We start from the raw sequence: 25767 nt of genomic DNA on the forward strand, positions 1-25767 counted from the left end.
ATTATAATAAAACCTTAGAATCGTATAAATGACTCTAAGGTTTTATAGTTATATTATCGTTTACGAGAGTTTTTAATTTCAGATACTTGCTCTCTCATAGTAGCGTATTTATTGTCACCTATTAATATCATAATTTGTAACATTGTAAAAGGTAAATAAGCTCGTTTTCTATAAGCCAAATATTTAGGCTTCCATGTATTTGCGAACTTCTCTTTAAAATGTTTCACGTCTTGGAAATTATAATATTCTTGCCCATTAAATATAATTTCTGCAGCAATTTTCTCTGTTAATGTAGCATACTTGGAAACACCAATATGCGAAAGTGGTGTCATTCCAACATTTAAAAGTTTGAAATTTTCACTCTTAGCCCAGATGAAGATATTAAGGAATAAATAATCTATTATACCAGTTGGAAGATCCGTCTTTTTCGAACGCATTAAGTCAATCGAGATAGTCTGTTCTTCATCATACAACGGGATGATATTTGAGAATGCCACAACTTGATTTTCGCCATTTTTCACAACCGCGAGTGGCGCAAATTGTAAATAATCTTCATTGAAATAGCCAAGTGAAAATCCTTTTTCTTTTCGATTATCCAGCCATTCATCTGATAAGGTGCGCAATTCTTTTAGCAGATTCTTTTGAAATGGCGGTTGTATGATCTCAAAAGAATAACCTTCCTGCTCTAAACTATTTGTTAGCTTACTAACTGACTTTGCATCATCGTTTGAATATACAAGCTTCTCTATATCTATATAGCCCTCTTCTCCTAATTTAAAGAAACTGTAGCCATAGCCATGTAGATGAGGTACAAATTGATCGCTTACTTCATAAAAAACGGGCGTATAACCGTAATAGTCAGCATGCGCAACAAACTCTTCAATCGCTTCCGCAAAATCTGCCTTTTCTCCAACCAAGTCTCCAAGAACAACCAGTTTATCGGCACTTTCCTGATAAGGGAATAATACAGTTTTTTTCTTATTCCAAAAAATATATTTATCATGTAAAAAAATAAGATGCGATAACTCTTTACCACCATATTTATTGAGATGTAAAAATATCTCTTTCTCATGTTGAATTGAAGATATTTTCTTAAATTGTGTTACTTTCCTTAACCAAACTTCTATTAATACAACAATGGTTACAACAATCAAAGCGATAAAAGCGCTCCGAAATAGATCGCCCGAATCCGTAATAAAGTATGGTCTCATGCTTTCTGGAATTGGATATCTTGCAGAGGGCTTCGCCCAAATGCCTATACCAACATACAATGCTGTAATAATCAAAATAATAGATACATTTATAATGGAGCGACCCCACGTAACAATATAACTTTCACGATAGAAACGATCTCTAGAAACAAATAATAACCCAGCTACAAAAATCATAAATAGTGCCTGTTCATATTGAATACCTTTTACAATAAATAATGCTGCAGCAAACAATAATACAAATAATGTTAATTGGTATGAACGTCGATCCTTGTATGAAATACCATTAGATAACGCTAACAATATAAATCCTGTCGCTACAGCTACCTGATGAGAAACATTGACTATCGGCAAAGATAATACATCTTTTGCATACTTAATTCTTTCAATAGCTCCAGGAGCAGCGGAAGATAACAAAAGTAAGAGCCCTGACAAAAACACAAGTACAGTAGCGGTGATGTGACTAGCGCGTTCTAAAATAATATTCGGAACACTATTAAAGCCGGCATTTAATTTACCCCATAGCTCTCGAAGGAACAAAGAAAGCCCTGCTAAAAAAGGAATAATATAATAACCAACGCGGTAAAATAACAGCATTAATAATACAGACTCTTCAGGGACATTTAAACTTTGAGTTCCCCAGATGAACACTAAATCAAAAGATCCGAGTCCACCCGGAATCATACTCACAATACCAGCACATGAAGCAATAATGAAAATCGGTAGTAAATTTTCAAATCCAATTGGAACTTCTAGCATATAACTGATTAAGTATATAAATGCAAATGCACCTAACCATTCTAAGACTGATACACCTAGTAATCCCACATCACCTAATACATGGCGAGGTGTCGTTGTTTTTTTAGCTAATTGAACAATAGCTTTGATAATTAAAAATGGCACATATAAGCCAATAATTGATACAGCGACAATTAAAATTTTCCGTTCATTAAATAATGGAAAATCCCAATAGAAGATTGGTAATACCCAAGCAAATAATGAAAGACCAGCTAAATAAAATAAAGTTACTGAAGCAATTGTTTTGAAAAATGCACCATTATCTACTTCTTTTTTCTTAAAATAATGCGTTCGTAACAACACACCAATTAATCCGCCAAAACCAATTAGATTAGAGAAAGAGTTAATAATTAACGATTCTTTCATCAAACGTCTTAATGGTCTTTTAAGTTTTAGTTTTTTCACAATAAAATAGTCATAAAAAAACATTGGAAATACAAGTACTAAAGGGACAGCTGCCATTAATACTAAAGTACGAACATCTAAATTCTCTAGCTCTCGAACAATTTCTTGCCCATTAACATTCCCAAGTATCTTACCTATTTCATGAATAGCAAAAATCATTAATAGTACCGGAACAATGATTTTCAGCCATTGAAAAATTGTCGATCTGTTTAGTTTCATTCGCAACCACCCATTTACGTCAACTTCTTATACTACTACTATACAGTTGTGGCGCGAAAAATGCTGAATTCGTTGCTTAAATTCTTATTTTTTTCACAAATCGACTATTTTTTAATAACTCCGCACGCTATTCGCTTACCAGAATTCCCTGATGGATCTGTTTTATAATCGTCTGAAGACTCATGTATAACAAAAGCACTACCATCTCCATCTAGAATAGAACGACTATCTCCTTGTTTTAAAGTAAATGCTTTAGTTGAAAATTCCAAATCAACTGTACCATCTTTATCTATTTGTAAATTTGGCAAATCACCTAAATGGTATCCCTTCGGATTTAAATATCCATGTTGCTTATCTGTTGGATTAAAGTGCATACCTGCCGACTCGAATGTAGGTGCTTCACATTTTCCGACTGCATGAATATGAATCGCCTTTTCGCCAGGTTCTAACCCTTGTAAAGCAAGTCCGATGTTAACACCTTCTTCTGTTTCAGTTAAAACTGCTTCACCAATAGATTTGCCTTCACTATTAATAAACATTGCATGTGCAGATTCAGCTGGAATTGCTGTTACTTCCTTATAAGCTTCTTTATTAGACGAACAAGCACCAAGCAATAATGTCATACTTAGTAACATCCATTGTGATTTTTTCACTCTCATTGAATACCACTCCTTTTATAAAAGGATGGCTAAAATGTTGAAAATTATGTATGAGAAATGCTAAAACACTCTCTTTTAAAAAAGCATAAAAAAATCCCCTCACAACGAAATATTTTCGACATGAGAGGAACATTTTATATTGCATATTAGTTTAATACTTTAATTGTGACATTACGTACGCCCCATTGATAAACTTTGTTATTATCTGGGATAAATACATCAATACGGTTCCCTTTAATAGCTCCACCCGTATCAGAAGCGATTGCCTCCCCATAACCTTCTACCCATACTCTTGAGCCTAATGGGATGACAGAAGGATCGACTGCAATAACTTTTGCTCCTGGATTTGCACGTAAATCATAACCAGTAGCTGTTATACCTGAACACCCTGTACAATAGGCTGTATATGCTGTTGCACGTACAGTCATCGTTTTGCCGCCTTGTTGAGGTGCTGATGTTGTTGTTTGTGTAGATGTTGATTGGGCTTGTTTTGCTTGTTTTGGAGCAGGTGTTTGTTGAACTTTTGTAATATTCGAAGTTGCCTTAGCCGATAATGCAAGTGTATCTCCTGCAAAGATTAAATCGCTAGACAAATTATTCCACTCCATCAAATCTGCTATAGTAACATCCTTTTTTTCGGCGATTTTTGTCAGTGTATCACCTTTTTTAATAGTATATGTGTCATCTAATTTTTTATCAGATTTAGATTCTAATTCTAGTTGTTGTTCTGGGAAGATTAAAGAAGTATCTAGCAGATTAGATGCTTGCAAGTCTTCGACAGAAATGTCATTGGCCTGTGCAATAGCCCAAAGTGTATCACCTTTTTCAACAGTATAACTATAACTAACAGATGCAGCTTGTGCTGTCATTGTTGCAGATCCTAATATCAAAAAACCTGCCGCTAGTGCAATCAATTGTTTTCTCATCGTTAAAAACGACCTCCTTTTCACTAACACGGATAACTCTAACATTCCTACATGTCATGAATATTTCTAAATGATGTAGGGGGGGTATCAATCCTGTTACAATAGTTATCAATATTCTGTCATTTTATACATTTTTCTGTAAAAAAATTTTTTCAAAGTGTTCTAAATCGTTGTCATAACTACTAAAACAGGCATTGGAATATACCTCCAATTACTTATTCCCGAAGCACTTTAAGCACAAAAAACACCAAGAAATTGTCTACATTTTTTTTGTTTTCTTGAAAAAAAGAGGTTATTTCGCTAAATTTGAGGGTTAAAATAGAGGTTTGACCGGTCAAATATTACAAAAGTTCACACCTATTTTTAGGTTAAACATACAGTAAAAGAATGTTTTTCATTTTATTTTCCAGTAAAATATTCAATCAATAAATACTTATAAAACAAAAATTCATTATAAAACAGATATTTTCTTAACAAAAAAACACCTTCCTTTATCATTTAGGAAGGTGTTGAGTATATTTAATCTGACCATGAATAATTACAAACATTTTATTATTTAAGAAATAACTTCTTTTTGCATCGCCTTTAATTCAGCCAAAGTATAAAGTTCTAATAAGTCCTGTTTGTTAAGTTCAGGCAATAATAAATGAATATCTCTTAGTAATACTTTACGTTTTTTGAATTTGTCTTTATCTTCTTTTTGCTCCGCTGATTCATCCATTACATTCAATAGTAATTCATCTGCCGAAACTTGTAGCACTCCACTTAACTTTACAATCCAGCTTGCTGATGGGACACTCTCTCCCATCTCCCAACTTTTAATACGGCTTGCGGACGTGCCGATTTTTCTGCCTAATGACAACATTGAATAATCATTTAACTCTCGTAATTCCTTCAACTTCATTCCAAAAGCTTGCGCGTCAAACATTTTTTTCACTCCTTTTAATGTATTTTCATTTGTGGGTCTTTAAGTTACTTCTATTATTAAGCTTTCATATTTGCACTCTTAAAATTTAGCGCTGAAAACTAACTCTGATAACTAATATGTTTTACTATATAAAATTGTTATTTAACAAAACTAGCTGGCATATAAGCTGCTACTACTTCTCCATTAACTACATGCTCATCCCCAGCATATAATTTCACGTGAACTTTGAATTTCTTTGGGTGAATTTCTTCTACTTTGCCAACAGCTTTTAGCTGTACCCCTTGTGGCGTAGGTTTCAAGTAATCCACATGTAATGACGCTGTAACGAATCTTGGCGGCTCCACACTATCACCTGGCTCATGACCATTTTTTCTATGGAGTGCCAATGCTGCTGATCCCGTACCATGACAATCAACAAGTGAAGCTATAAAGCCACCATATACGAATCCTGGTATAGCAGTGAATTTATCTCCTGATTCATAATAAGTAACGGTTTCTTCACCTTCCCAAACCGTGCGAATATGATGACCTTCAGTATTCAGTCTTCCGCAACCGTAGCACCAAGCAAACTCATCCGGATATTCATCCTGAATAGCTATTTTTTCTACCTTATTCATACACATTCATCCCCCTTATTGCAAAATAATCCAACTACTATACAATTCGACACCCTCCTTCTTAAACCTTTTCTTTTTAACAACTTTTCTGCTTTAAAGAGAAAATTTTTATGTTTATTAGAATAATAATTAGATTACTTAGTGAATCCACTTAGATCTAAACGCAAAAAGCCATTTCATCTACTCGATGAAATGGCTTTTTTAACCTAATATACTGTGACAAATATAATACAAATAATAATTATGTTAGCAATCAATTGAAAACTCAAATAAATACATTGTCATACCTCAAAATTTCCTTCTATTATAATAATACGTTTAAACGGAGATTCTAAAAAATTTAAAAGCTATTTACTCATCAAATTTGATGAATAGATAGCCTTCATATTTTTATTACCATAATGTCGGCTTTGCAACCATAAACCATAGCATAATTAACAACAGTACAATATAAATCCAAACAGATTTTACTAACTTATTGATAAACAGCTGTTGATCGAATTCTGATGTATTAAATGTTCGAATAGTTGGTTTAAAAGCACTTGCCAAAAAGACAATTGAGCTAATCATTACAGCAAATGTCATGACAATCCACGAAGTCAATAAGTTCCAACCACCAAGCCACATAGCAAGCAACCCAGTTGTGACGAGAACATGGCCTGCATGCTTCACAATACGGATGGAACTCGAAAAGGTCCCCACATATGCCTCCAATGCATGGTGATTTTCCGTCGTACGCATTTTCTTTAGCATCGGTAGCAATACAAAAAATGGTCCAATCGACAAAATGGCACTAATTACATGTATAAAAACGATTATTGAATATATCATTTGATCGAATCCTTTAAATGGTATTTATTTTTCGATATTCCTTCTATATTCACGATAATTGAAAAGGTAATAGAGTGCAATGTCTGAATTATGAACAAAAAACTATGTTGTTTTATTCAACAGTCATAAGCAAAAAAGTAGCATTTTCATGGTTTAATCATTTACACTTAAATTAGTGTTAACCTAATGTAAATTACTTATTAAAAAATCGTAAATTGGACTGGTTTTTTAAATTTCTGTAGTACAATGCAGATATAGGTGAAACCATCACATAAAAGGTTACACTTTAGCATATACTTATTATAGAGGAGAGGATTTTTATAGGTATTCACAAATTTTTTACAAGTTTAAACGACTTAGAGCGAATTATTCGCTGTCCCGGACGCTTCAAATTCGAAGAGCATAATGTAGCAGCTCACTCTTGGAAAGTATCACAATACGCCATGTTCTTCGGAACCTTAGAGGAAATGAATGGCGCAACGATTGACTGGAAATCATTATATGAAAAAACGATTAACCATGATTTCGCAGAAGTTTTCATTGGTGATATCAAGACACCAGTTAAACATGCATCACCTGAGTTAAAACAAATGCTGGCACATGTCGAAGAGAAAATGATGGAAAAATTCATCGTCTCAGAAATTCCAGAAGAATTCCAAGCTATCTTCTTTGACCGTATGAAAGAAGGTAAAGATGCAACTACAGAAGGCCGTTTACTCGAGTTCGCAGACAAACTCGACCAATTCTACGAAGCATTTGCAGAGCTAAAACGAGGGAATACTGATTTAGAATTTGTTTATATGTATCAAACTGCTTTAGAAAAGTTGTTACGTATCCCACTACCAACGAGTGTCGCATACTTCAAAGAAGTTATGTTAGCAGACGTTATCGCAGAAGAAACGCAAATCGATATTTACGCATTAACCCATGAAATTATCAATAAAGCCTAAGCCTTGGAAATAAAAAGGCGAAGAGCTTTTTTATTTTACCTTAATTTCATAAAAAAACTGCAAATCCCAAGATGCCATAGGAATTCACAGTTTTCCTTTTACTTTGCTTCTATTTTATAAAACTCTTTAGGAATTGGCCCAACATTACGTCTATGATAGAGCAATGGCTCTTTCTCTGTATTTTCAATATTGAAAACATGCCCGATTAAAATCGTATGATCACCTGCATCAATTTGGTGGATTGTTTCACACTCTAGCACCGATAATATATCATTCAAAATAGGTAATCTTAGTTCAGACTCTTGCCACTTACATTGGCTAAAACGATCTTCAATTTTACTCGAAAATAGGTTACACAGCTCTTGTTGATCGCTTGCTAAAATATTTACGGCAAATTTTTTAGTTTTCATAAATTCATTATAGGATTTTGATTTTTTATCGATTGACCACAAAATGAGTAAAGGATCTAGAGAAACCGATGCAAATGAATTGACCGTTAATCCAAGAGGTTCATGGTTTTCATTGAATGTTGTCACCACTGTAACTCCTGTTGGGTAGTTACCTAAAGCCTTTTTAAACGCTTGCTGTTGCTCTGACATATTATCCACTCCTATTTTTCAATTCCTTTTTATTATGATATCTCTATCATATGTTTATTTTTAACGAAAGGGTTCGGTCGAGAGTATGACGTAGTATTTCTTTATTTATAAATTATTTTACAATAACAACTCTTTGGTCGAGCGATTGTATTTCTTTCTCCTTTGGCGCAACAGTTGGCTTTCCAAATGGTAATTGCGCAATCAGTTTCCATCCTTTTTGAATTCCCCACTGCTTGCAGATTGCAGATGAAAACGTTGGAGTATAGTGCTGCAAACTAGCGCCAAATCCTTCGTACTCCAATGAAGTCCATACTAAGTATTGCAGTATTCCTGACGCTTGATGCGACCATTCAGTAAATTGTTCATGAAATAATGGGAACTTATTCTGCATTGATGCAACTACTTCATAATCCTCAAAAAACAATACTGTCCCATAGCCACTTGCAAATGCGTTAAACTTTCTTTTGTTTTTTTCTATGTGTTCTTCCGCTAATCCTTCTTTTATAGATTCAAATATAACTTGCCAAAAATCTTTATTGCTATTTCCAAGCAGGACAACGATTCGACCTGTTTGAGAATTAAAAGCTGTTGGAGTGTTTGCTACAGCAAATTGGACAACCTCCTCAATACGTTCGTCAGAAATAACAAATTCATCTAAAATACCATAAATGGATCGTCTTTCTTCTATCGCTGAATAAAAATCTCCTGACATTTTAAGAGCCTCCCTCCTACTCTGTTATATCAAACCTGTAACATTTCACTAATGTATCAAATTTATAAAACTCTTTGGTTTGATCTCTTTGAAAACCAAGCCATTCATACAATCTAATTGCGTCTGACATTTTATCTGTAGTATGCAAATAAAGAGACTCTGCTCCTTTTTGTTTAGCATACTCTATACTTACTTTTAACAGTTCTTTTGCCACGCCTTTCCCTCTAGCAGAAGGGTGTACTGCCAACAAACGTACAATAGGAGTATGGATTTCTAACTCTGGCAAACCATATGCTTCCTTAGATGAAGAAAAAATTTGTAATGTTCCTAGAATAGTATCGTTGCTTTTCGCTACTAAAACGCGGTCCAAATTAGGATTGTCTAATGAAGTTCTAATCTCCCCAATATACGTATTCCAAATCTCCTCGTTTTCATAACTATCTTTAAATTGTTCATAGCTTTTTACTAAAACTTCTCTTGTTGCATCCTTTTCATGTTCTGACAAAACATCTATCGTAATGACACTCCCCATTATTCCTGACCCCTTTCTAGGTACATTTTAAATTGCACTATTAGTATAGGATTTTGCCTTTTTCTCTACGGCATAAGATACCCATTCAATAATTGCTGTAATAATCCAGTATAGAAGGCCAGCTGCTATGAAAGCTTCCAAAAACTTCAGATTTTTGGAAGCGATTATATTTGCAGCGCCTGTAATTTCTTTTTGAGATACAAGAAAAGCTATTGATGTGGTATGTAAAAACCCGATTATTAGGTTTGTAAAATTCGGTATAGACTGAGCTAATGCTTGAGGTAAAATAATTCTTTTCAGTACTTGAAATGTATTCATCCCTATTGCAAACGCTGCCTCTATTTGCCCCTGTGATACACTAGATATCCCTGATCGAATAATCTCAGATAAGTAGGAACCCGCTGTTAAAGATAAAGCTGTTATGACAAACAAGACAATAGGAATAGAGTTAGATTGAATAGGTAAATGTAAATATTTTATTAATATATCCAGTAATAGCGGTACACCAAAATAAATTAACATAATATGCATAATTGCAGGAGTTCCTCTGAAGAAAGAAACATAACCATTAGCTATTCGACTTAAAAACCTCAAATTATATGCTCTAATCATTGCAACAGATATTCCGATAAAAAAACCAATAATAATAGGTGTAAATGTAAGAATTAGAGTTAACGGGGCTGCTTTTAATAGTTCTTTGAATGCAATCCAGATAAAAGGAAAGTCAATTGTCATTTTACTTTACACCCCTTCTCAAATAGTAGCTGTTTCACTTGGTTGATAACGATTTAAATATCTCTCGGAAATTTTAAATGCTTTCTCTAAAATCACTACAACAATGTAATAAACAATTGCTAAAGAAATATACACTTCTAAAGCATGTGCAGTTGAAGCGATTAACGTCTCGCCCCTCCCCATCATATCCATTACACCAATTGTAAAAGCTAAAGAAGTATCCTTTAAAGAACCTATTATAGAATTCGAGATATTAGGAAATGCGATTCTAATTGCTTGTGGAAAAATAACTCTATAGAAATTTTGAAAACGAGTCATTCCTATTGAATAAGCTGCTTCCGTTTGACCATAATTGATAGCTGAAATGGCACTGCGAAATATCTCTGCAAAAATTGCTCCATTGCTTAGTGAATAAGTAATAATAACGAAATAGAGTGCATCCATTCTTGTAATATCTATATTCCATATCATTAAAACTGCTGGTAGCCCATAGTAAACAAGAAATAACTGAATAAGTATAGGTGTACCTCTAATAAATGATATATATAAAGTAATCAATTGCTTTAATATTGGAATATGAAACAACTTTGGTATAGCCGCAACTATACCAATTAAAATTCCAAGTATTATAGAATAAATTAAAATTTCTAGAGTAATACCCAAGTATTTTATTAATGTAGGAATAAATTCAATAATTAATGCCGGATCAAATACTTTCCCCATCCACTCGCTTCCTTCCAAACTATTATTTAAAACTCAACAGAATAATCTGCTCCTAGCCATTTCTCGCTCAATTTGCTAACAACTCCCTCTTTCTTTAACTCTCTAAGTGCCTCATCCACTCTATTTGAAAGTGTTGTTTCATCCTTATTGAGTAAGAAATACACTTTAGAATTTAGTAATGTTTCCCCAACTACTTCTTGCTCTGCATCTGCTTGCTCATTATAAAATTCAGCTGCAAACGGTGTTGAAATAATAGCATCTATACGATTTGTTTTAAGTTGATTGATAATATCAGTTGTGTTAGTTCCGTAATTAATCGTCGCTCCTAAATTATGTTTTTTATTGTATTCTTCAATGAAAACAGCTGAATTACTAGTTGGAGTAACACTAATTTTTTTCCCTGCTAAATCATTAATCGATTTAATATCCTTATTTCCTTGATGAATGGTCACTTTTAAAGGAAAAACATTATACGGTTCTTTATTAAATAAAAACTTTTCTTCTCTTTCTTTATTCACTTCCATTTGATGCGCAATAAGGTCAATTTTTTTAGTTTCTAAGCTTAATAATAAATTTGAAAACTCCATCGTTTTAAATTCAAATTCATATTCCGGTAGCTTTTCATCTATCGCTTTTACAATCTCGATATCGTACCCCGTCAACTTTCCTTCATCATTTATAAAACATATATTTGGGAATTGAGTACCCGTACCAACAATGATTTTCTGAACCTTTGTTGAACTTCCTTCTTTATCATCCACTGACTCTGATGAGCAAGCACTCAATAAAGCAATTACAAATAAAAGACTCCAAAACCATAGTTTCTTCATTATTTTCCCTCCCACCTAAATAACTAAATGTTTATTTGTTTACTTGGTTTTAATCCAAAACTAATACTTCATCTAATGCTTCTTGCAAATGCTCTATTCCTACTTCCGTTACTCCACGATATACATTTCCTTGACCAATTTCTACAACAGGTACGTGACGTACACCGTATTTTACATCTAAAATATCTCTTAAATGATCACTATTAGTGACATCCACTGTTTTATAAGCTAACTCTTTCTCAACTAAATATTTTTTTACATCATCACAATAGCTACAGCCTTCTTTTGACCAAATTATAATAGATAAATTTTCTGACATGCTATCTACCCCCGGAATATAATATTTTTTTTAATAGCTATTATATTGATACTTCTTTGTGTACCATTGTTGCTAAAGATTTTGGACTTAATAATTCAAAAGACTTTAAACGCTCTTCACTTTTAGGTATAGGTGTATGTAAAATAAATTCATCTATACTGTATAACTGATGCAGTTGGTCTAGCGTACTCTTCACTTCAGTAGCTGTGCCAGCAATTATATTCGCGGCATATTCCTTCACCTCATAATCCTCACCGGACTCTTGGCCGAATTTGTCCGCCGCTTCATGCGAATTTAAAGTCAAACTCCGTCCACTCGCTAAATGTACTTTTACAATCTTTTGGTTCTCAGCTAATATTCTTGCTTCTTGTGAACTTGTTGCTGCAATTGTTGCTACAGCTACGATGAACTTTCCATTCTTATTATTTTCTTTATACACTTTCGATGCCTCAGCAATAATGCTATCATCACTATTGATAAAGCGTGCAAATACAAATGTTATTCCTAATTCCCTAGCTAATTTTGCACTGTTTGGACTAGCACCTAACAAATATAATTCCTGTTTACTAGGTGGTATGGGAGTAGCCTGAATTCCTGCTAAAGGGTGCGTTTCGGGAATTTTGTTATCTATTAATTGCTGTAAGAATATTAAACGTTCATCAAAATCTTCACCATTATTGACTGTTCCATATTGTAGAGCTTTCGTAGATAATGGTAACCCACCTGGTGCTTTGCCAATCCCTAAGTCTACACGCCCCGGTTCTAGAGTAGACAAAACATGAAAGTTTTCTGCTACTTTATAAGGACTATAATGTTGAAGCATCACACCTCCAGAACCAATTCTAATTCTTTTTGTTTTAGCTAATAAGTAAGATACCAATACTTCAGGGGATGAACCTGCAACATCAACTGAATTATGATGTTCCGATACCCAAAATCGCTCATATCCCCAGTCTTCTGCAAGCTGTGCTAATTTTACTGACTGTTGTAAAACATCATGATTAGAAGATCCTTCAATGACTGGACTTTGATCAAGAATTCCAATTTTATACGCCATCGTTTTAACTCTCCTCTTTTCTCCTTAAATAGAATAATCCAACTCGGGAGTCATCCTTTTTAAGAATTGTCTTGTACGTTCTTCTTTCTGTTCAACAAATATATTTTTTGGTGTCCCTTCTTCTACTACAACACCGTTATCCATAAAAATAATTCTGTCAGATATTTCTCTAGCAAAGTTCATTTCATGAGTTACGATAATCATCGTTTTTCCTTCTTTAGCAATTTTAGCGATTACTTCTAATACCTCTCCAACTAATTCTGGATCTAAGGCCGATGTAGGCTCATCAAATAAAATAACATCGGGATTTAAGGCAAGTGCCCTAGCAATCCCTACACGTTGTTGCTGCCCTCCTGATAATTGACTAGGATAGGAATCTATTTTACTTTTTAGCCCTACTTTTTGTAGTACTTCTAATGCAATTTCTTTTGATTCTTTGGCATTTCTTTTTTGTACAACAATTAAACCTTCCATTACATTTTGCAGTACTGTTTTATGTTGAAATAAGTTATAGCTTTGAAAAACCATTGCAGATTTTTTTCGCAAATTAATAATTTCCTTTTTATTTACCTTACCGGAATTAATAGAAATATCACCGATTGATACAGTGCCTCCATCTGGTTTTTCTAAATAATTTAGGCATCTTAAAAGTGTTGTCTTTCCAGAACCACTCGGTCCTAAAATAGAAATAATCTCCCCCTTATCAACCTTGATATTAATTCCTTTTAGCACTTCATTATGTCCAAAACTTTTACGTAATTCTTTAATATCAATCATCTAATACCTCCTCTCAATACTTTTTTTATAAATCATTACTATTCAAATTGAATAACTTGGTTTTAATCTATAAATTTTAAACTGTTTGCTTTATATAGCGACTTTGTTTGAATGGCAATCCTAAATTTCCTCTTAAAGTATCAGCTTCATAGTCCTCTCGATAAATACCACGCTGTTGTAAAATTGGTACAACTTTATCAACAAAATCATCCAATGCGTCTGGCAATGTAGCTGCTATAATAAAACCATCTGCTCCACGCTCCTCAAACCATAGCTGTACTAAATCTGCAATTTTGTCAGGTGTACCGATAAATTGTGTACGTGGTGTTGCTTCTCGTAACGCAATTTGACGTAATGTTAATTTCTGCTCAATTGCTTCTTTTTTTATACGATCTGTATGACTACGGAAGCTATTTGCTCCTATATCTCCTAAATCAGGGAATGCTTCATCTAGTGGATATTGAGAAAAGTCGTGATGATCAAAATAGCGCCCCAAGTATGCTAGTGCTCGTTCAATAGACACTAAATTTGCTAATTCTTCATATTTTCTTTCTGCTTCCTCTTCAGTATCACCAATAATTGGAGAGATTCCTGGCAAAATAACAACTTCATCAGGATTGCGACCAAAAGTTTTAACTTGTTCTTTAACATCCTGGTAAAACCCTTGTGCTTCCTGCAAAGTTTTAGCCATTGTGAAAATGGCATCGGCATCTTTAGCTGCTAAGCGTTTTCCTGCTTCTGAAGAACCTGCTTGGAAAATAACTGGCTGCCCTTGCTTTGTGCGACCAATATTCAACGGTCCTTGCACAGAGAAGAATTCTCCTTGATGACTAAGTTGGTGTAACTTAGACGGGTCAAAAAATTGGTCATTTTCTTTATCTCCAACAAATGCATCATCATCCCAAGAATCCCAAAGACCTGTTGCAACCTCTAAATACTCTTCCGCAATTCGATAACGTTTTGCATGATCAGGATGTTCATCCACAGTTTTATTGTAATTTAATGCTGTATTTTCTAATGGGGTTGTTACGACATTCCAACCTGCACGACCATTACTAATATGATCAAGTGAGGCAAATTGACGTGCAATTGTAAAAGGTTCGCTATAAGAAGTAGAGACTGTTCCAACAAGACCTATTTTTGAAGTAAGCGCAGCTAACGCTGACAAAATAGTTATCGGCTCAAAACGATTCAAGAAATGTGGAATTGATTTCTCATTTATGAATAGACCATCTGCTATAAATACTAAATCAAATTTTCCTTCCTCTGCCTTTTGTGCCTGTTGCGTATAAAAATTTAAATTTACACTTGAATTTGTTAACACTTTCGGATGACGCCACCCTGAAATATTACCACCAACACCATGAATAATCGCACCGAATTTGATTTGTCGCTTTCCAGCCATACTAATACCTCCCATTTTCAATTCCGCATAATTTTTAATTACAAGTTAACTTATAAGAATTATACGTTTTCTAATTGTGGATAATACTAACATTTTTCTTATAGGGCTGACAAGAGTAATAATGATAGGAAAAATTAATAATTGATTAAAAATTTCTATCAATCTATTTTTCATTGTAGAAATGCATTTATAGAGCGATTTATATCTTTACGAAGTAGTTCCACCGCTTCACTTTGAAAATATGTTAAATAGACATGTTGCTTTATCAACAACAAATGAGAAGTATCTATTTCTTCTAGTTCACCTCTTGCAAGCTCATCCTTCACACTTAAATAAGGTAAGAATCCAATGCAGTGTTTATTTTTTATGAGTGATTTTGCTACTTCTAAATGATCTACTTTAAATTCAATACGAGGTTCTACCTGCTCTACCTCAAACAATTTATAAATCAAATTCCAATCAAAGGCACCACACTCAAAAAACACCATTGGTTCCTCTGCAAGTACTTTTGCGTCAATCATTTGCTTACCTAATAAAGAATGTCCCGGACTAACAATCAATCTCACGGAATTATCAAGTATACTATCTTGTTGAATACCTTCACTTGTTAACTGTTTCATAAAAGCCATATCAATTTGCTTATTCAACAACTTTTCTAATAACACATCATTTGTAGCTGATACAAATTTAAACCGTAACTCAGGATTTTGCGTTTTCCAAAAAGGCAAAGCAAATGGAATAAAGTATTGAGAAGTTATTATATTTGCCCCAATTACAATTTCATGCTGATTCTCTCGATGTTTCATTTGCTGTTTTCCATCATTAAATGTTTGAATGATTTGCTGAGCATATGGAATAAAATCCTTCCCTTGCTGAGTTAGTATTACTCCTCTTCCTTGCCTTTCAAATAACTCCGTATTCAATTCACGTTCCAATGTTTTAATTCGCGCTGTAACTGTAGGCTGTGATAAGAATAACGCCTTCGATGCTTTATGAAAGCTCTGCAAATGCACGACATACATAAAGGCTTCTAAATGATCAATATTCATCTATTTACCTCCCTTTATTATTCCATTTTTCAGTCTTTAGTGTACTTGAAAAAGAAAGTAAATACTATGCAATCATCGTTCTTGCAGTCGCAGCAATTTTGCAGTATTATATGAATACAAGCTGCATTGTTCGTAATCATATTAAGTTTTAACCTTTAAGCTGTAAAAGGGAGTTTTAATTGAGGAAGGACTGGCATGCCGCATTCCATTGTTAATGCGGACAAACATGAAACCCTCTGCGAACACCCACTTTGAGGAGTGGTGGTTTAAAACTTTCAATATTAAAAAATTACGGCATACGCGGCTTATTAACTTTAAATTATCAAACCAGTTTCCTTTAAGGGAACTGGTTTTTTTTATTCAATTTTCACTTTCTATTCAAGTCCAACTATTGCAAAAAAACGTTCACTTAGTACGGTGTGTACGTTCATGAACGTTTTCTTTCATATTTATATCTCTTTAAATAACTTCCGTAAAATTCTGCGCCTTTTCGTCTAATGCTTCAGCAGAAGTTGATATTTCTGCAAAGTCTTGTATTGCTACATTGATTTGGTCATGCGTCTGCTCCACGCTTTGAGATACTCGATTTATACTTCCTGTTACTTTTTCAATTTCCAAAGTAATTCCTTCAACATTATCTCTCACTTCGGAAATTGAATGGGCTACCTTTTCAGACAGTTTTCTTACTTCCTTTGCAACAACATCAAAACCTCGACCATGCTCTCCTGCCCTAGCAGCTTCAATTGCCGCATTCAATGCTAATAAATTTGTTTGGGAAGCAATTTCACGAATGGTTTTCACGATCCCTTTAATAGAATCAGCTTGACTTTGTAAACTCACTAAATTAACTGTATTTTCTTCTGATTCTCTTGCAATACGATTAATCGTCTCACGCAATTCTTGACTTCTCATTATTCCTGCTTCGGAACGATTATGTAGCTGTTTGGACATGCCTTTTAAATCGCCAGCTACTTCCCTAATCATATTCTGGCGCTCTGTTATATTAGTAGCAATTTTCGAAACACCTACTATCTTATTACTATTTTCAGCAAAGATAGGCATATAGGTCGCTTCTAGCCATACTCGATTTCCCTTAGCATCCATCCGCTCAATTTTATCTTGAAAGCTCTTCCCTGATAATAAACTTTTCCAAAATCGGTCATATGACACACTGTTTACGAAGGATGGAAAACAAAATTCTTTATGATTCTTCCCGTACATTTCTTCCACACTATACCCTAAAGTTTGTGCAAAAAGATTATTTACGTAGGCTACTTTTCTATTTAAATCAAATCGGATAATAGCTAAATTTTTTTCAATGGCTTTCACTACTAGTTCATCTGTCACTTGATTATCAATCACATTCATATTAACCAACCCCTCTTATTTGAATATTCATGGCAATATTACTCAACGTATTTCTCTTAAATTTTTCTATAAAAATTTATAAGTTGATTGAATTAATTTTTATTCTCGTTCCAATATGACAGTGCTGTTATATATCTAAAATTATGTAATAATGCTGTTGCCTACTAGAAAGTCCAATTGTGTAAATCTTATATTCTATAAATGTTTTAGAATTTCCTCTTCAAAACTATATTGTCTCATCAGCTAATATCTCTTCAAAATTATAAATACTCACCTTTTCCATCCATTTCATTTAGTTGTGTTAATAACTCGTTTAATTTATTTAACCGTGATTTCAATACCCCGTCTTGCACTATTAATGTTTCACATTCCGATACTTTATTGAGAATTTCTTCGGTAATTAATGTTTCTTGTAGCTGTGCTTTTTCTGTAAGTGATACAATGATAGCCCGCTTATCTTGAGTAGAAATTTCCTTTGTTACCCACCCTTTATCAACTAACTTATTAATTATCGGATTTAGTGTCCCTATGCCTAAACACACCTTTTCACTAAGCTGTTTCACTAATAATTGATCCTTCTCCCAAAGAACTAAAAGTACCAAATATTGTGGATATGTTAAGTCAAAAGGTTCTAAAATTTGGCGATATAATTTTGTAAATTGATTTGCTGCCTTATAAACTTCAAAACAAAGCTGGTTGTCTAATTTAAATGATTTCTTCACATTACTCTCTCCATAAATATATATCGTGTACGATATATATTTTATTTTATATTTTTCGAAATGTAAATTTTTAGTCAGAATATCTTTTGCACTAGTAATTTTCCTTTATGTAACTGCAGATAAATAAGAAAAAACGCATGTAAATATACATGCATTTTTTACTTCTAAATATATAAAATAGTGAATATACGCTACAAAACTACCCGCCAATTATTATTACAAGTTGCTGTAATTTCCTTCATTTCTAGTAATTCATTTGCTATGAGTTCGGTCATATCTGTTTGAATTTCTTTTAAAATAGGTCTTCCTTTGAACATTTCAAAATTACCTGCCCCGCTTGCACGATAGCTATTCATCACCACTGAAAATTGTCTATCCATATCTATTGGTGAATCTTCGTATAAAAGTTTTGTAACTCGTGCACCAATAGGATTGGAAATCTTCAATTCGTATTCAATTCCCTCCCACATATCGTAGTTATAATGCTGAGCTTTAGGTTCAGCAAAAATCGGATTTACAATGATTTCTCCATTATTTTCAATAAAATAAGTTGCACATTGCTCTAGCGCATCTTTTATATCTTGCCCTGTCAATTGAAGTACTTTTAATGTATTTGGATAAATATAATTCGAAACAATATCACGCATTGTGACAGAATTGCTAAAACCGTTTGCCTCGTTATTAAATAACGCTGTATTCGAAATCATTGCTCCTGTAACTTTCATTTGAAGTTTATTTATAAACTCTACATAAGGATGGTCTGCCAAACGTGTTTGAAAAGCATTCACAATTTGCATATCCCCTTGAATTTCACCAATTCTTTGATCCAACCATTGCTCCGTTTCCTCTTGAATTGTCGCAATAGCCTCGAGTGTAGCCATATTTGCTGGAACACTTTCATCAATTGTAATGAGCTTTGATTCATGCTCTACCCTTACTACCTTCCCGCTTGGATTGTGAGAAATGGAAAGAATAATTTCTCCAAGTGCCTGTCCTTGTGTTCCTGGTTGTATGATAGAAACTCCATTCAATTTATCAGCTAGCAAGCGATGTTGATGGCCTGTAATGAGAACGTCAATGCTTGGTATCTTTTCACAAATAGCATAGCCTTGATTTTCTCCAGTATCTTGTTCTGTAATTTCCCCTGTTTCTAAATGGCGCTCAAATCCACCATGATACGCAACAATTAACACATCCACTTTTTCTTTTTGATGTATGTGATTGCACCAATATTCAGTTGATTGCAAAGCATCTTCAAATCGTAAACCTTCTATATGAGCGGCCTCTTCCCATAACGGTACAAAGTGTGTCGTAACCCCAAGAATCGCGAGTCTAATACCTTCTATCTCTTTAATAATATATGGCTTCCCGAAATATGGTTCAGCACTATCTTGATGAACAATATTTGCGCCTAACCACGGAAATTGAGATTGCTCAACAACATTTGATAATATTTTTAATCCAAAGTTAAATTCGTGATTGCCAAAAATAGCAGCATCATAGCTTAAATAATTCGCTACTTGAATGATTGGATTATCTATTTCCGAGTGAAATTTGGAATGAAAATACGTTAGCGGACTACCTTGTATTAAATCTCCATTATCTATCAATAACACTTGCCCTGCCCTTCTTCTTTGTTGAACAATGGTCGCTATTTTTGCTAACCCCATAGGTTCTTCTGTTTTATCTCGATATAATGTTGGGTATACATATCCATGAATATCACTTGTTATCAGCAGATGAATCTTTGTTTCTTTCATCATGACCCTCCTCCAAAAATCTTCATTACTATTTTCACTTCGCTTCTTATATTAACAAAACTTATAAACTACCCTGACTTCATTTGGTAATATTTACATCATATTGACATATAGTTAACATTAGAATGTTATATTTCAAATGTAATTTAATTCAATAAACTTACATTAGGAGGTTTTCATTTTATGTTTAAGAAATTAGGTATAGTTACCGCTATGTTAGCGATAACTACAGGGCTTTTAGTTGGGTGTAGCGAGGATGATGAAAATAGTGCTAGTAAAGAGGACGGCTATGTACCAAAAGAATTATCGGTTCAATTTGTACCTTCTCAAACAGCAGATACACTTGAAGCAAAAGCAAAACCTTTAGAAAAATTGCTTAGTGATGAGCTTGGCATTCCAGTTAAAGTAAGTGTTTCAACAAACTACAACACGATTATTGAAGCAATGGACTCTAAAAAAGTTGATGTTGGGTTTTTGCCTCCTAGCGCTTATGTTTTAGCAAAAGAAAAAGGAGCAGCAGAAGTCATTTTACAATCACAACGCTACGGAGTTGATGATGCATCAGGGCAACCAACAGATCAATTAGTTGATGGCTATAAGTCTCTTTTCGTTGTAAAAGCAGATTCTAAAATTAATAGTGTAAATGATTTGAAAGGCAAAAAAATTGCATTCCAAGATGTTACTTCTTCTGCTGGTTACGTATGGCCTGCTGCAACATTACTAGCTAATGGAATCGATCCACTAAAAGATGTTACAGGCGTTACAGTTAAAGGGCATGATCAAGGCATTATTTCTGTTCTTAATGGGGATGTAGATGCAGCCGTTGTATTCCAAGATGCACGTAATACTGTTATGAAAGATTATCCAACTGTTTTCAAGGATACAAAAGTAATCGAATTTACTGAGATGATACCTAATGATACGATTGCTGTTCGTTCAGATATGAATAAAAAATGGGCAGAAAAAATTACCGATGCATTTATCAATATCGGTAAAGATCCTAAAGGTCATGAAATTATTAAAGAAATCTATACACATGAAGGTTATGTAAAATCTGATGATAGTAAATTTGATATTGTTCGTGAATATGCAGAGAAAGTAAAAACAGAGTAATTACTATAGGGGTGTATTAATGGGATTCACCCACTTAATATACCCCCTTATTCATCATTCAATTGAAATTGTATAAAGGAGGTTGTGGAAATTACGTGATTGAATTCAAACAAGTATCTAAAATTTATCCAAATGGCGTTGTCGGACTTGATAATATTAATTTAACGATTAAAAAAGGTGAATTTGTCGTAATCGTTGGTTTATCCGGCGCTGGTAAATCCACTTTTCTTCGTTCTATCAATCGCCTGCACGAGATTACTTCAGGTGAGATTATCATAGACAATACTTCCATAACAAAAGCAAAAGGTAAACAACTCCTTAAAATCCGTAGGGATATAGGGATGATTTTCCAAAGCTTCAATTTAGTAAAACGATCTACTGTCATCCGAAATGTACTCGCGGGTCGTGTCGGTTATCATTCTACAATGCGCACCATACTTGGCCTATTCCCGCCAGAAGATAAAGAGTTAGCAATGCGTGCACTAGAACGGGTCAATATTATCGACAAGGCATATTCAAGATCCGACCAATTATCCGGAGGTCAGCAGCAACGTGTCTCTATTGCACGTGCACTAGCCCAAGAAGCCAAAATCATTCTAGCGGACGAGCCTGTAGCTTCATTAGATCCATTAACAACGGTACAAGTTTTAGAAGATTTAAAAACTATTAATGTTGAGCTTGGTATCACTTTGGTAGTTAACTTACATTCTATCGAATTAGCAAGACAATATGCTACACGAATTGTAGGGCTACAAGAAGGGCGTGTAGTTTTCGATGGTCCTGTAGAACAGGCAACAGATGAACGCTTTAAAGAAATTTATGGCCAACCGTTTGAGGTGAAGAATAATGAGGAAAGCGTTAACTTACCCATCTCACACTGAACTTTCAAGTATGAGTATGCGAAAGAAAAAACATGTATGGACTGCTCTATTCCTAATACTGCTATTTGCATGGAGTTTATGGCAAACTGAGTCGTCTCTTTTGGATTTCATTCATGGTTTTTCGAATATGTTTGATTTATTAATACAAATGGTACCACCGAATTGGGCTTATTTTGATAATGTAGTCCCCCCAATGCTAGATACCATTCGCATGGCTTTATTAGGAACTACAATTGGGGCAATTCTAGCTATTCCATTCGCTCTGCTTTCAGCAAGTAATGTATTCAAGAACAAAGCACTCTATTATCCTATACGTTTCATCTTGAATCTTATCCGGACCATCCCAGAACTTTTACTCGCAGCGATTTTTGTAGCGATTTTAGGATTAGGTCCGTTACCCGGGATATTTGCTTTAGGAATTTTTTCGATGGGCATTATTGCGAAGCTCACTTATGAAGCTACGGAAGGCATAGATCCTGGTCCACTAGAAGCCATGACAGCTGTTGGGGCTAATAAGATACAGTGGATTGTCTATTCAGTAGTACCACAAGTAACGCCCTACTACGTTTCCTTTGTGCTATATGCTCTTGAGATTAATGTAAGGGCAGCAGCCATTTTAGGACTAGTAGGTGCAGGTGGTATAGGAGAATACTATGATAAAACGCTTGGATTTTTAGAATACGATAAAGTAAGTACAATTATCATTTGTACATTACTTGTTGTTTTGGCAATCGATTACGTAAGTATGAAGCTACGGGAGAAATTATTATGAAGAATGCAGCCTATCCTATAAAACCAAAACGTTCGAGATGGAAACTCTGGTCAATCTATATTGTGTTATTCCTGGTATATGTGTGGGCATTATCTGGTGTTCCCTTAGATGGATTTAAAGAAACAGCTGGACAAATTTCGAAAGCTATTATTAATGGTCTTTTTTCTCCAGATTGGGATTATGTTTATTTACCTGAAGGTGAAGATTTACTACGCGGGTTACTTGATACATTAGCGATAGCCGTATTAGGAACTTTCGTCTCTGCATTCTTATGTGTCCCATTTGCATTTTGGGCTGCAAATAATTTATCCAAAGGGGTAATACTGACTCAAACCGGAAAATTCATGTTGAGTTTCATCCGAACATTTCCTGAGTTGGTCATGGCATTAATATTCATCAAAGTTGTAGGGCCAGGTTCTTTTGCAGGTGTACTTGCTTTAGGACTTCACTCTATTGGGATGCTTGGTAAATTATTTGCTGAAGAAATTGAAAACATAGATCTTGGACCAACTGAAGCATTAAAAGCTACTGGAGCGAACCCAATCCAAATGTTATGGTTTGCCGTTGTACCACAAGTAATTCCTGGCTTTATATCTTATACATTGTATCGCTTTGAGATCAACCTTCGCTCTGCCAGTGTGTTAGGTATTATTGGAGCCGGAGGTATTGGAACACCGTTAATATTCGCTATTCAATCACGCAATTGGAATAGAGTCGGTATTATTTTATTGGGCATTATTGTGATGGTCACGATTATTGATATGATTTCTAGCTCGATTCGAAAAAGAATCGTTTAAACTCTTGTCTCAAAATCAACCATTAGGAGGAAACTGAAATGAAAAGAATTCTGCTACGAAGTATTATTGCATTTATTGCGTTCCTTGCGTTAGTTGCCAATATGGACACCAGTTTTGCAGAGAACTCTTCTGATCCAGCACCCGTATTAGTTCCAACAACACCGAATGGGAAAAAAGTGTTATTTGATAATAGTCATGGCCAAACTGCCGGGCAATCAGATTGGGTCATTAATGGAGCATTTTCAGATTTTGCTAATGCACTAGTTGCCGAAGATTATTATGTTAAAGAGCATCGTAGTGCTAACCCTTTAACATTACAAGACTTACAAGGTTATGATGTATTCGTAATTCCAGAAGCTCAAATTCCTTTTAAGAAATCTGAACAAGAAGCAATTGCTACATTTGCAGAGCAAGGTGGGGGTGTATTTTTTATCGCTGACCACTACAATGCAGATAGAAATTTAAATCGCTGGGACTCCAATGAAGTCATGAATGGCTGGCGCAGAGGTGCATTTAACAACCCTACGAAAGGGATGTCGCAAGATGAAATTGCTGCAATGGCTGGGGTCGAAAGTTCCGATTGGTTAAGTGATGAATTTGGCGTTCGCTTCCGATTCAATGCTGTCGATAATACTATTGCCAATATGATTGTTCCTGCAACAGAGTCTTTCGGTATTACTACTGGAATTAATGAAGTATCCATCCATGCTGGCTCAACATTAGCCATTACCAATCCTTCATTAGCAAAAGGAATTGTCTATTTGCCAAACGGTTTAACTTCAGCTGCAAATAAATGGAATAGCGCTGTCGATCAAGGAGTCTATTTTGGAGGAGGCATAAATGAAGGACCATTTGTTGCTATCGGAAAAAAAGCACTTGGAAAATCTGCCTTCATCGGAGATTCTTCACCTGTTGAAGATGACACACCAAAATATCTAAACGAAGAAAACGGTAGTACTAAGCGTACTTACTCAGGTTTTACAGAAAAAGATAATGGGGAATTACTTGTAAAAGTAGTGGATTGGCTGGCACAAAAAGAAGTTTATACAGATTTCACATCTACTTCAATTACTTTAGATCAAACTTCACCGATTCTACCATTAGAAACTACAGAACTATCAACTGAAACACAAGCAGAACCATGGCGTGCTCCTGCAGCTAATTATAAATGGTATGATACATCAACATTTAAAAAAGGTTCTTATGGAGCGAATACGAATACGCCACCATTACCTAGTGCTCAATACAGTGTAAATACACCGAGCACTATTCCTTTAGAGGGTATACCTTTTCCTGTAGAGATTGTGCTCAATCAATTAACTCCAAACTCTCAAGTCACAAATGCGCAAGTTCAAGTATATTTACCAGGTGGGCAAAGTATTTCGCAAGTTCAAGCAACTGATGGAACTTGGCCTACAAATTATGGTTACGGCAGTACAGGAACATTAACTGCAGATAGTACTGGTCAAGCTCGTAAAACCATCATGATGCGTTTAAACCCATCAACTACAGCTAATGAAGCGACTATTCGCTTACGCTTAGGTTCGGGTAATAATGTTGTAACAAAAACAGTTTCTCTTTCAGCTTTAACAGATCCATATATTGTACTTACTCCGAAATCACTTTCAAAAAACGGAGACCCTTTCCCTATTCAGGTTGTACTGAATGGATTAACGCCCAATTCTCAAGTGTTAAATGGGCAAATTCAAGTCTACCTTGCAGGTGGGCAAAGTATTTCAAAAGTTCAAGGAACTGATGGTTCTTGGCCCGCGAACTTTGGTTATGGTGACATAGGTGCATTAACTGCAGATGAAAACGGACGCGCAACAAAAACAATTTACCTTCGTCTGAATCCATCTGTTTCAAGTACAACAGCAAACCTTCGCCTCCGTTTAGGTTCTGGAAATAATGTATTAACCAATACAGTGGATTTGGACTAAATAATATTAAAGTTGATCAATTTAGAAGTGATTAAACAATTATGGAACCTATTTGGGAGGTTAACTTTCAAATAGGTTCTTTTTTCTCTATTTTAATACTTGCATATACTTTTCCATTCCTTCACAAAGCAT

The 25767-nt window shown here is 34.6% G+C and carries 26 protein-coding genes and 1 other RNA gene; 7 read left to right on the forward strand and 20 right to left on the reverse strand.

Annotated elements, in window-relative coordinates:
- Positions 1–53: 53 nt before the first annotated feature.
- From mprF to MHH85_RS18250, 6 genes are all read right to left on the reverse strand, one after another.
- Positions 54–2633 (reverse strand): bifunctional lysylphosphatidylglycerol flippase/synthetase MprF, encoded by a 2580-nt coding sequence (gene mprF / locus MHH85_RS18225; protein ID WP_340707985.1) that lies wholly within the window; start codon positions 2631–2633, stop codon positions 54–56.
- A 104-nt stretch (positions 2634–2737) separates the two neighbouring features.
- On the reverse strand, positions 2738–3292 hold the full coding sequence (locus MHH85_RS18230; RefSeq protein WP_370588290.1) for a superoxide dismutase family protein: 555 nt from the start codon (positions 3290–3292) through the stop codon (positions 2738–2740).
- Between the two features lie 146 nt (positions 3293–3438).
- A complete protein-coding gene (locus MHH85_RS18235) occupies positions 3439–4218 on the reverse strand; it encodes a LysM peptidoglycan-binding and 3D domain-containing protein (RefSeq protein WP_340707986.1) in 780 nt (259 codons plus the stop codon).
- 556 nt (positions 4219–4774) lie between these two features.
- The gene (locus tag MHH85_RS18240) at positions 4775–5146 is read right to left on the reverse strand and encodes a helix-turn-helix domain-containing protein (RefSeq protein WP_053418095.1); all 372 of its coding nucleotides are present in this window, start codon (positions 5144–5146) and stop codon (positions 4775–4777) included.
- A gap of 137 nt (positions 5147–5283) precedes the next feature.
- Positions 5284–5763, reverse strand: a complete 480-nt coding sequence (locus MHH85_RS18245; protein ID WP_193738177.1) for a PaaI family thioesterase — start codon at positions 5761–5763, stop codon at positions 5284–5286.
- A gap of 393 nt (positions 5764–6156) precedes the next feature.
- Positions 6157–6594 (reverse strand): hypothetical protein, encoded by a 438-nt coding sequence (locus MHH85_RS18250; protein ID WP_340707987.1) that lies wholly within the window; start codon positions 6592–6594, stop codon positions 6157–6159.
- A gap of 320 nt (positions 6595–6914) precedes the next feature.
- Between MHH85_RS18250 and MHH85_RS18255 the strand changes: the two genes are divergently transcribed.
- Positions 6915–7544: a YfbR-like 5'-deoxynucleotidase gene (locus MHH85_RS18255; protein ID WP_193741127.1), complete on the forward strand. Its 630-nt coding sequence runs from the start codon at positions 6915–6917 to the stop codon at positions 7542–7544.
- Between the two features lie 98 nt (positions 7545–7642).
- Here MHH85_RS18255 and MHH85_RS18260 read toward each other — a convergent pair whose 3' ends face one another.
- From MHH85_RS18260 to MHH85_RS18310, 11 genes are all read right to left on the reverse strand, one after another.
- The gene (locus MHH85_RS18260) at positions 7643–8143 is read right to left on the reverse strand and encodes a flavin reductase family protein (RefSeq protein ID WP_193738175.1); all 501 of its coding nucleotides are present in this window, start codon (positions 8141–8143) and stop codon (positions 7643–7645) included.
- A gap of 112 nt (positions 8144–8255) precedes the next feature.
- On the reverse strand, positions 8256–8855 hold the full coding sequence (locus tag MHH85_RS18265; protein ID WP_340707988.1) for a nitroreductase family protein: 600 nt from the start codon (positions 8853–8855) through the stop codon (positions 8256–8258).
- 16 nt (positions 8856–8871) lie between these two features.
- The gene (locus MHH85_RS18270; protein ID WP_193738173.1) at positions 8872–9387 is read right to left on the reverse strand and encodes a GNAT family N-acetyltransferase; all 516 of its coding nucleotides are present in this window, start codon (positions 9385–9387) and stop codon (positions 8872–8874) included.
- Positions 9388–9414: 27 nt separating this feature from the next.
- Complete coding sequence (locus MHH85_RS18275; RefSeq protein WP_340707989.1) at positions 9415–10122, reverse strand: amino acid ABC transporter permease; 708 nt, start codon at positions 10120–10122, stop codon at positions 9415–9417.
- Between the two features lie 18 nt (positions 10123–10140).
- Complete coding sequence (locus tag MHH85_RS18280) at positions 10141–10845, reverse strand: amino acid ABC transporter permease (RefSeq protein ID WP_340707990.1); 705 nt, start codon at positions 10843–10845, stop codon at positions 10141–10143.
- 26 nt (positions 10846–10871) lie between these two features.
- Positions 10872–11675, reverse strand: a complete 804-nt coding sequence (locus MHH85_RS18285) for a transporter substrate-binding domain-containing protein (protein ID WP_340707991.1) — start codon at positions 11673–11675, stop codon at positions 10872–10874.
- 49 nt (positions 11676–11724) lie between these two features.
- The gene (locus MHH85_RS18290) at positions 11725–11994 is read right to left on the reverse strand and encodes a glutaredoxin family protein (protein ID WP_340707992.1); all 270 of its coding nucleotides are present in this window, start codon (positions 11992–11994) and stop codon (positions 11725–11727) included.
- Positions 11995–12034: 40 nt separating this feature from the next.
- Positions 12035–13051 carry an LLM class flavin-dependent oxidoreductase gene (locus MHH85_RS18295; RefSeq protein ID WP_340707993.1) on the reverse strand — a complete coding sequence of 339 codons (1017 nt, stop codon included), beginning with the start codon at positions 13049–13051 and terminating at the stop codon, positions 12035–12037.
- A 24-nt stretch (positions 13052–13075) separates the two neighbouring features.
- On the reverse strand, positions 13076–13828 hold the full coding sequence (locus MHH85_RS18300) for an amino acid ABC transporter ATP-binding protein (protein WP_340707994.1): 753 nt from the start codon (positions 13826–13828) through the stop codon (positions 13076–13078).
- Between the two features lie 76 nt (positions 13829–13904).
- Complete coding sequence (locus MHH85_RS18305) at positions 13905–15233, reverse strand: LLM class flavin-dependent oxidoreductase (RefSeq protein WP_340707995.1); 1329 nt, start codon at positions 15231–15233, stop codon at positions 13905–13907.
- Positions 15234–15403: 170 nt separating this feature from the next.
- Positions 15404–16282 carry a LysR family transcriptional regulator gene (locus MHH85_RS18310; protein WP_193738165.1) on the reverse strand — a complete coding sequence of 293 codons (879 nt, stop codon included), beginning with the start codon at positions 16280–16282 and terminating at the stop codon, positions 15404–15406.
- A 115-nt stretch (positions 16283–16397) separates the two neighbouring features.
- Between MHH85_RS18310 and ssrS the strand changes: the two genes are divergently transcribed.
- A non-coding RNA gene (gene ssrS, locus MHH85_RS18315) (6S RNA) lies at positions 16398–16593 on the forward strand.
- A gap of 148 nt (positions 16594–16741) precedes the next feature.
- Here the strand turns inward: ssrS and MHH85_RS18320 are convergent.
- The 3 genes from MHH85_RS18320 to MHH85_RS18330 form a co-directional block, all read right to left on the reverse strand.
- Complete coding sequence (locus tag MHH85_RS18320) at positions 16742–17650, reverse strand: methyl-accepting chemotaxis protein (protein ID WP_340707996.1); 909 nt, start codon at positions 17648–17650, stop codon at positions 16742–16744.
- Between the two features lie 260 nt (positions 17651–17910).
- Positions 17911–18372, reverse strand: a complete 462-nt coding sequence (locus MHH85_RS18325; protein WP_340707997.1) for a MarR family winged helix-turn-helix transcriptional regulator — start codon at positions 18370–18372, stop codon at positions 17911–17913.
- Between the two features lie 191 nt (positions 18373–18563).
- A complete protein-coding gene (locus tag MHH85_RS18330) occupies positions 18564–20135 on the reverse strand; it encodes a bifunctional metallophosphatase/5'-nucleotidase (protein WP_340707998.1) in 1572 nt (523 codons plus the stop codon).
- 180 nt (positions 20136–20315) lie between these two features.
- Here MHH85_RS18330 and MHH85_RS18335 point away from each other — a divergent pair, with 180 nt between their 5' ends.
- The 5 genes from MHH85_RS18335 to MHH85_RS18355 all read left to right on the forward strand — a co-directional run bounded on the left by MHH85_RS18335 (position 20316) and on the right by MHH85_RS18355 (position 25635).
- Positions 20316–21245 (forward strand): phosphate/phosphite/phosphonate ABC transporter substrate-binding protein, encoded by a 930-nt coding sequence (locus MHH85_RS18335; RefSeq protein WP_340707999.1) that lies wholly within the window; start codon positions 20316–20318, stop codon positions 21243–21245.
- Between the two features lie 95 nt (positions 21246–21340).
- A complete protein-coding gene (phnC, locus tag MHH85_RS18340; protein WP_193738160.1) occupies positions 21341–22126 on the forward strand; it encodes a phosphonate ABC transporter ATP-binding protein in 786 nt (261 codons plus the stop codon).
- Positions 22092–22898 carry a phosphonate ABC transporter, permease protein PhnE gene (gene phnE / locus MHH85_RS18345; RefSeq protein WP_403980119.1) on the forward strand — a complete coding sequence of 269 codons (807 nt, stop codon included), beginning with the start codon at positions 22092–22094 and terminating at the stop codon, positions 22896–22898. Before phnC ends, phnE (MHH85_RS18345) begins: the two co-directional genes overlap by 35 nt.
- Complete coding sequence (gene phnE / locus MHH85_RS18350) at positions 22895–23695, forward strand: phosphonate ABC transporter, permease protein PhnE (protein ID WP_340708000.1); 801 nt, start codon at positions 22895–22897, stop codon at positions 23693–23695. The genes phnE (MHH85_RS18345) and phnE (MHH85_RS18350) overlap by 4 nt, the downstream gene beginning before the upstream one ends.
- A gap of 38 nt (positions 23696–23733) precedes the next feature.
- Positions 23734–25635, forward strand: coding sequence for a DNA-binding protein (locus MHH85_RS18355; protein ID WP_340708001.1), 1902 nt, complete (start codon positions 23734–23736; stop codon positions 25633–25635).
- Positions 25636–25767: the final 132 nt, after the last annotated feature.

The sequence above is a fragment of the Viridibacillus sp. FSL E2-0187 genome (assembly GCF_038006425.1).
GTDB classification, from domain to species: domain Bacteria; phylum Bacillota; class Bacilli; order Bacillales_A; family Planococcaceae; genus Viridibacillus; species Viridibacillus arvi.

Coding starts and splice junctions, on each gene's coding strand:
- MHH85_RS18335 (WP_340707999.1), top strand. CDS start 20,316: ATGTTTAAGAAATTAGGTATAGTTACCGCTATGTTAGCGATAACTACA.
- MHH85_RS18310 (WP_193738165.1), bottom strand. CDS start 16,282: ATGAATATTGATCATTTAGAAGCCTTTATGTATGTCGTGCATTTGCAG.
- MHH85_RS18285 (WP_340707991.1), bottom strand. CDS start 11,675: ATGAAGAAACTATGGTTTTGGAGTCTTTTATTTGTAATTGCTTTATTG.
- MHH85_RS18270 (WP_193738173.1), bottom strand. CDS start 9,387: ATGGGGAGTGTCATTACGATAGATGTTTTGTCAGAACATGAAAAGGAT.
- MHH85_RS18300 (WP_340707994.1), bottom strand. CDS start 13,828: ATGATTGATATTAAAGAATTACGTAAAAGTTTTGGACATAATGAAGTG.
- MHH85_RS18250 (WP_340707987.1), bottom strand. CDS start 6,594: ATGATATATTCAATAATCGTTTTTATACATGTAATTAGTGCCATTTTG.
- MHH85_RS18295 (WP_340707993.1), bottom strand. CDS start 13,051: ATGGCGTATAAAATTGGAATTCTTGATCAAAGTCCAGTCATTGAAGGA.
- MHH85_RS18355 (WP_340708001.1), top strand. CDS start 23,734: ATGAAAAGAATTCTGCTACGAAGTATTATTGCATTTATTGCGTTCCTT.
- MHH85_RS18245 (WP_193738177.1), bottom strand. CDS start 5,763: ATGAATAAGGTAGAAAAAATAGCTATTCAGGATGAATATCCGGATGAG.
- phnE (WP_403980119.1), top strand. CDS start 22,092: ATGAGGAAAGCGTTAACTTACCCATCTCACACTGAACTTTCAAGTATG.
- MHH85_RS18280 (WP_340707990.1), bottom strand. CDS start 10,845: ATGGGGAAAGTATTTGATCCGGCATTAATTATTGAATTTATTCCTACA.
- MHH85_RS18265 (WP_340707988.1), bottom strand. CDS start 8,855: ATGTCAGGAGATTTTTATTCAGCGATAGAAGAAAGACGATCCATTTAT.
- MHH85_RS18275 (WP_340707989.1), bottom strand. CDS start 10,122: ATGACAATTGACTTTCCTTTTATCTGGATTGCATTCAAAGAACTATTA.
- MHH85_RS18305 (WP_340707995.1), bottom strand. CDS start 15,233: ATGGCTGGAAAGCGACAAATCAAATTCGGTGCGATTATTCATGGTGTT.
- MHH85_RS18320 (WP_340707996.1), bottom strand. CDS start 17,650: ATGAATGTGATTGATAATCAAGTGACAGATGAACTAGTAGTGAAAGCC.
- phnE (WP_340708000.1), top strand. CDS start 22,895: ATGAAGAATGCAGCCTATCCTATAAAACCAAAACGTTCGAGATGGAAA.
- MHH85_RS18290 (WP_340707992.1), bottom strand. CDS start 11,994: ATGTCAGAAAATTTATCTATTATAATTTGGTCAAAAGAAGGCTGTAGC.
- MHH85_RS18240 (WP_053418095.1), bottom strand. CDS start 5,146: ATGTTTGACGCGCAAGCTTTTGGAATGAAGTTGAAGGAATTACGAGAG.
- mprF (WP_340707985.1), bottom strand. CDS start 2,633: ATGAAACTAAACAGATCGACAATTTTTCAATGGCTGAAAATCATTGTT.
- MHH85_RS18330 (WP_340707998.1), bottom strand. CDS start 20,135: ATGATGAAAGAAACAAAGATTCATCTGCTGATAACAAGTGATATTCAT.
- MHH85_RS18230 (WP_370588290.1), bottom strand. CDS start 3,292: ATGAGAGTGAAAAAATCACAATGGATGTTACTAAGTATGACATTATTG.
- MHH85_RS18260 (WP_193738175.1), bottom strand. CDS start 8,143: ATGTCAGAGCAACAGCAAGCGTTTAAAAAGGCTTTAGGTAACTACCCA.
- MHH85_RS18235 (WP_340707986.1), bottom strand. CDS start 4,218: ATGAGAAAACAATTGATTGCACTAGCGGCAGGTTTTTTGATATTAGGA.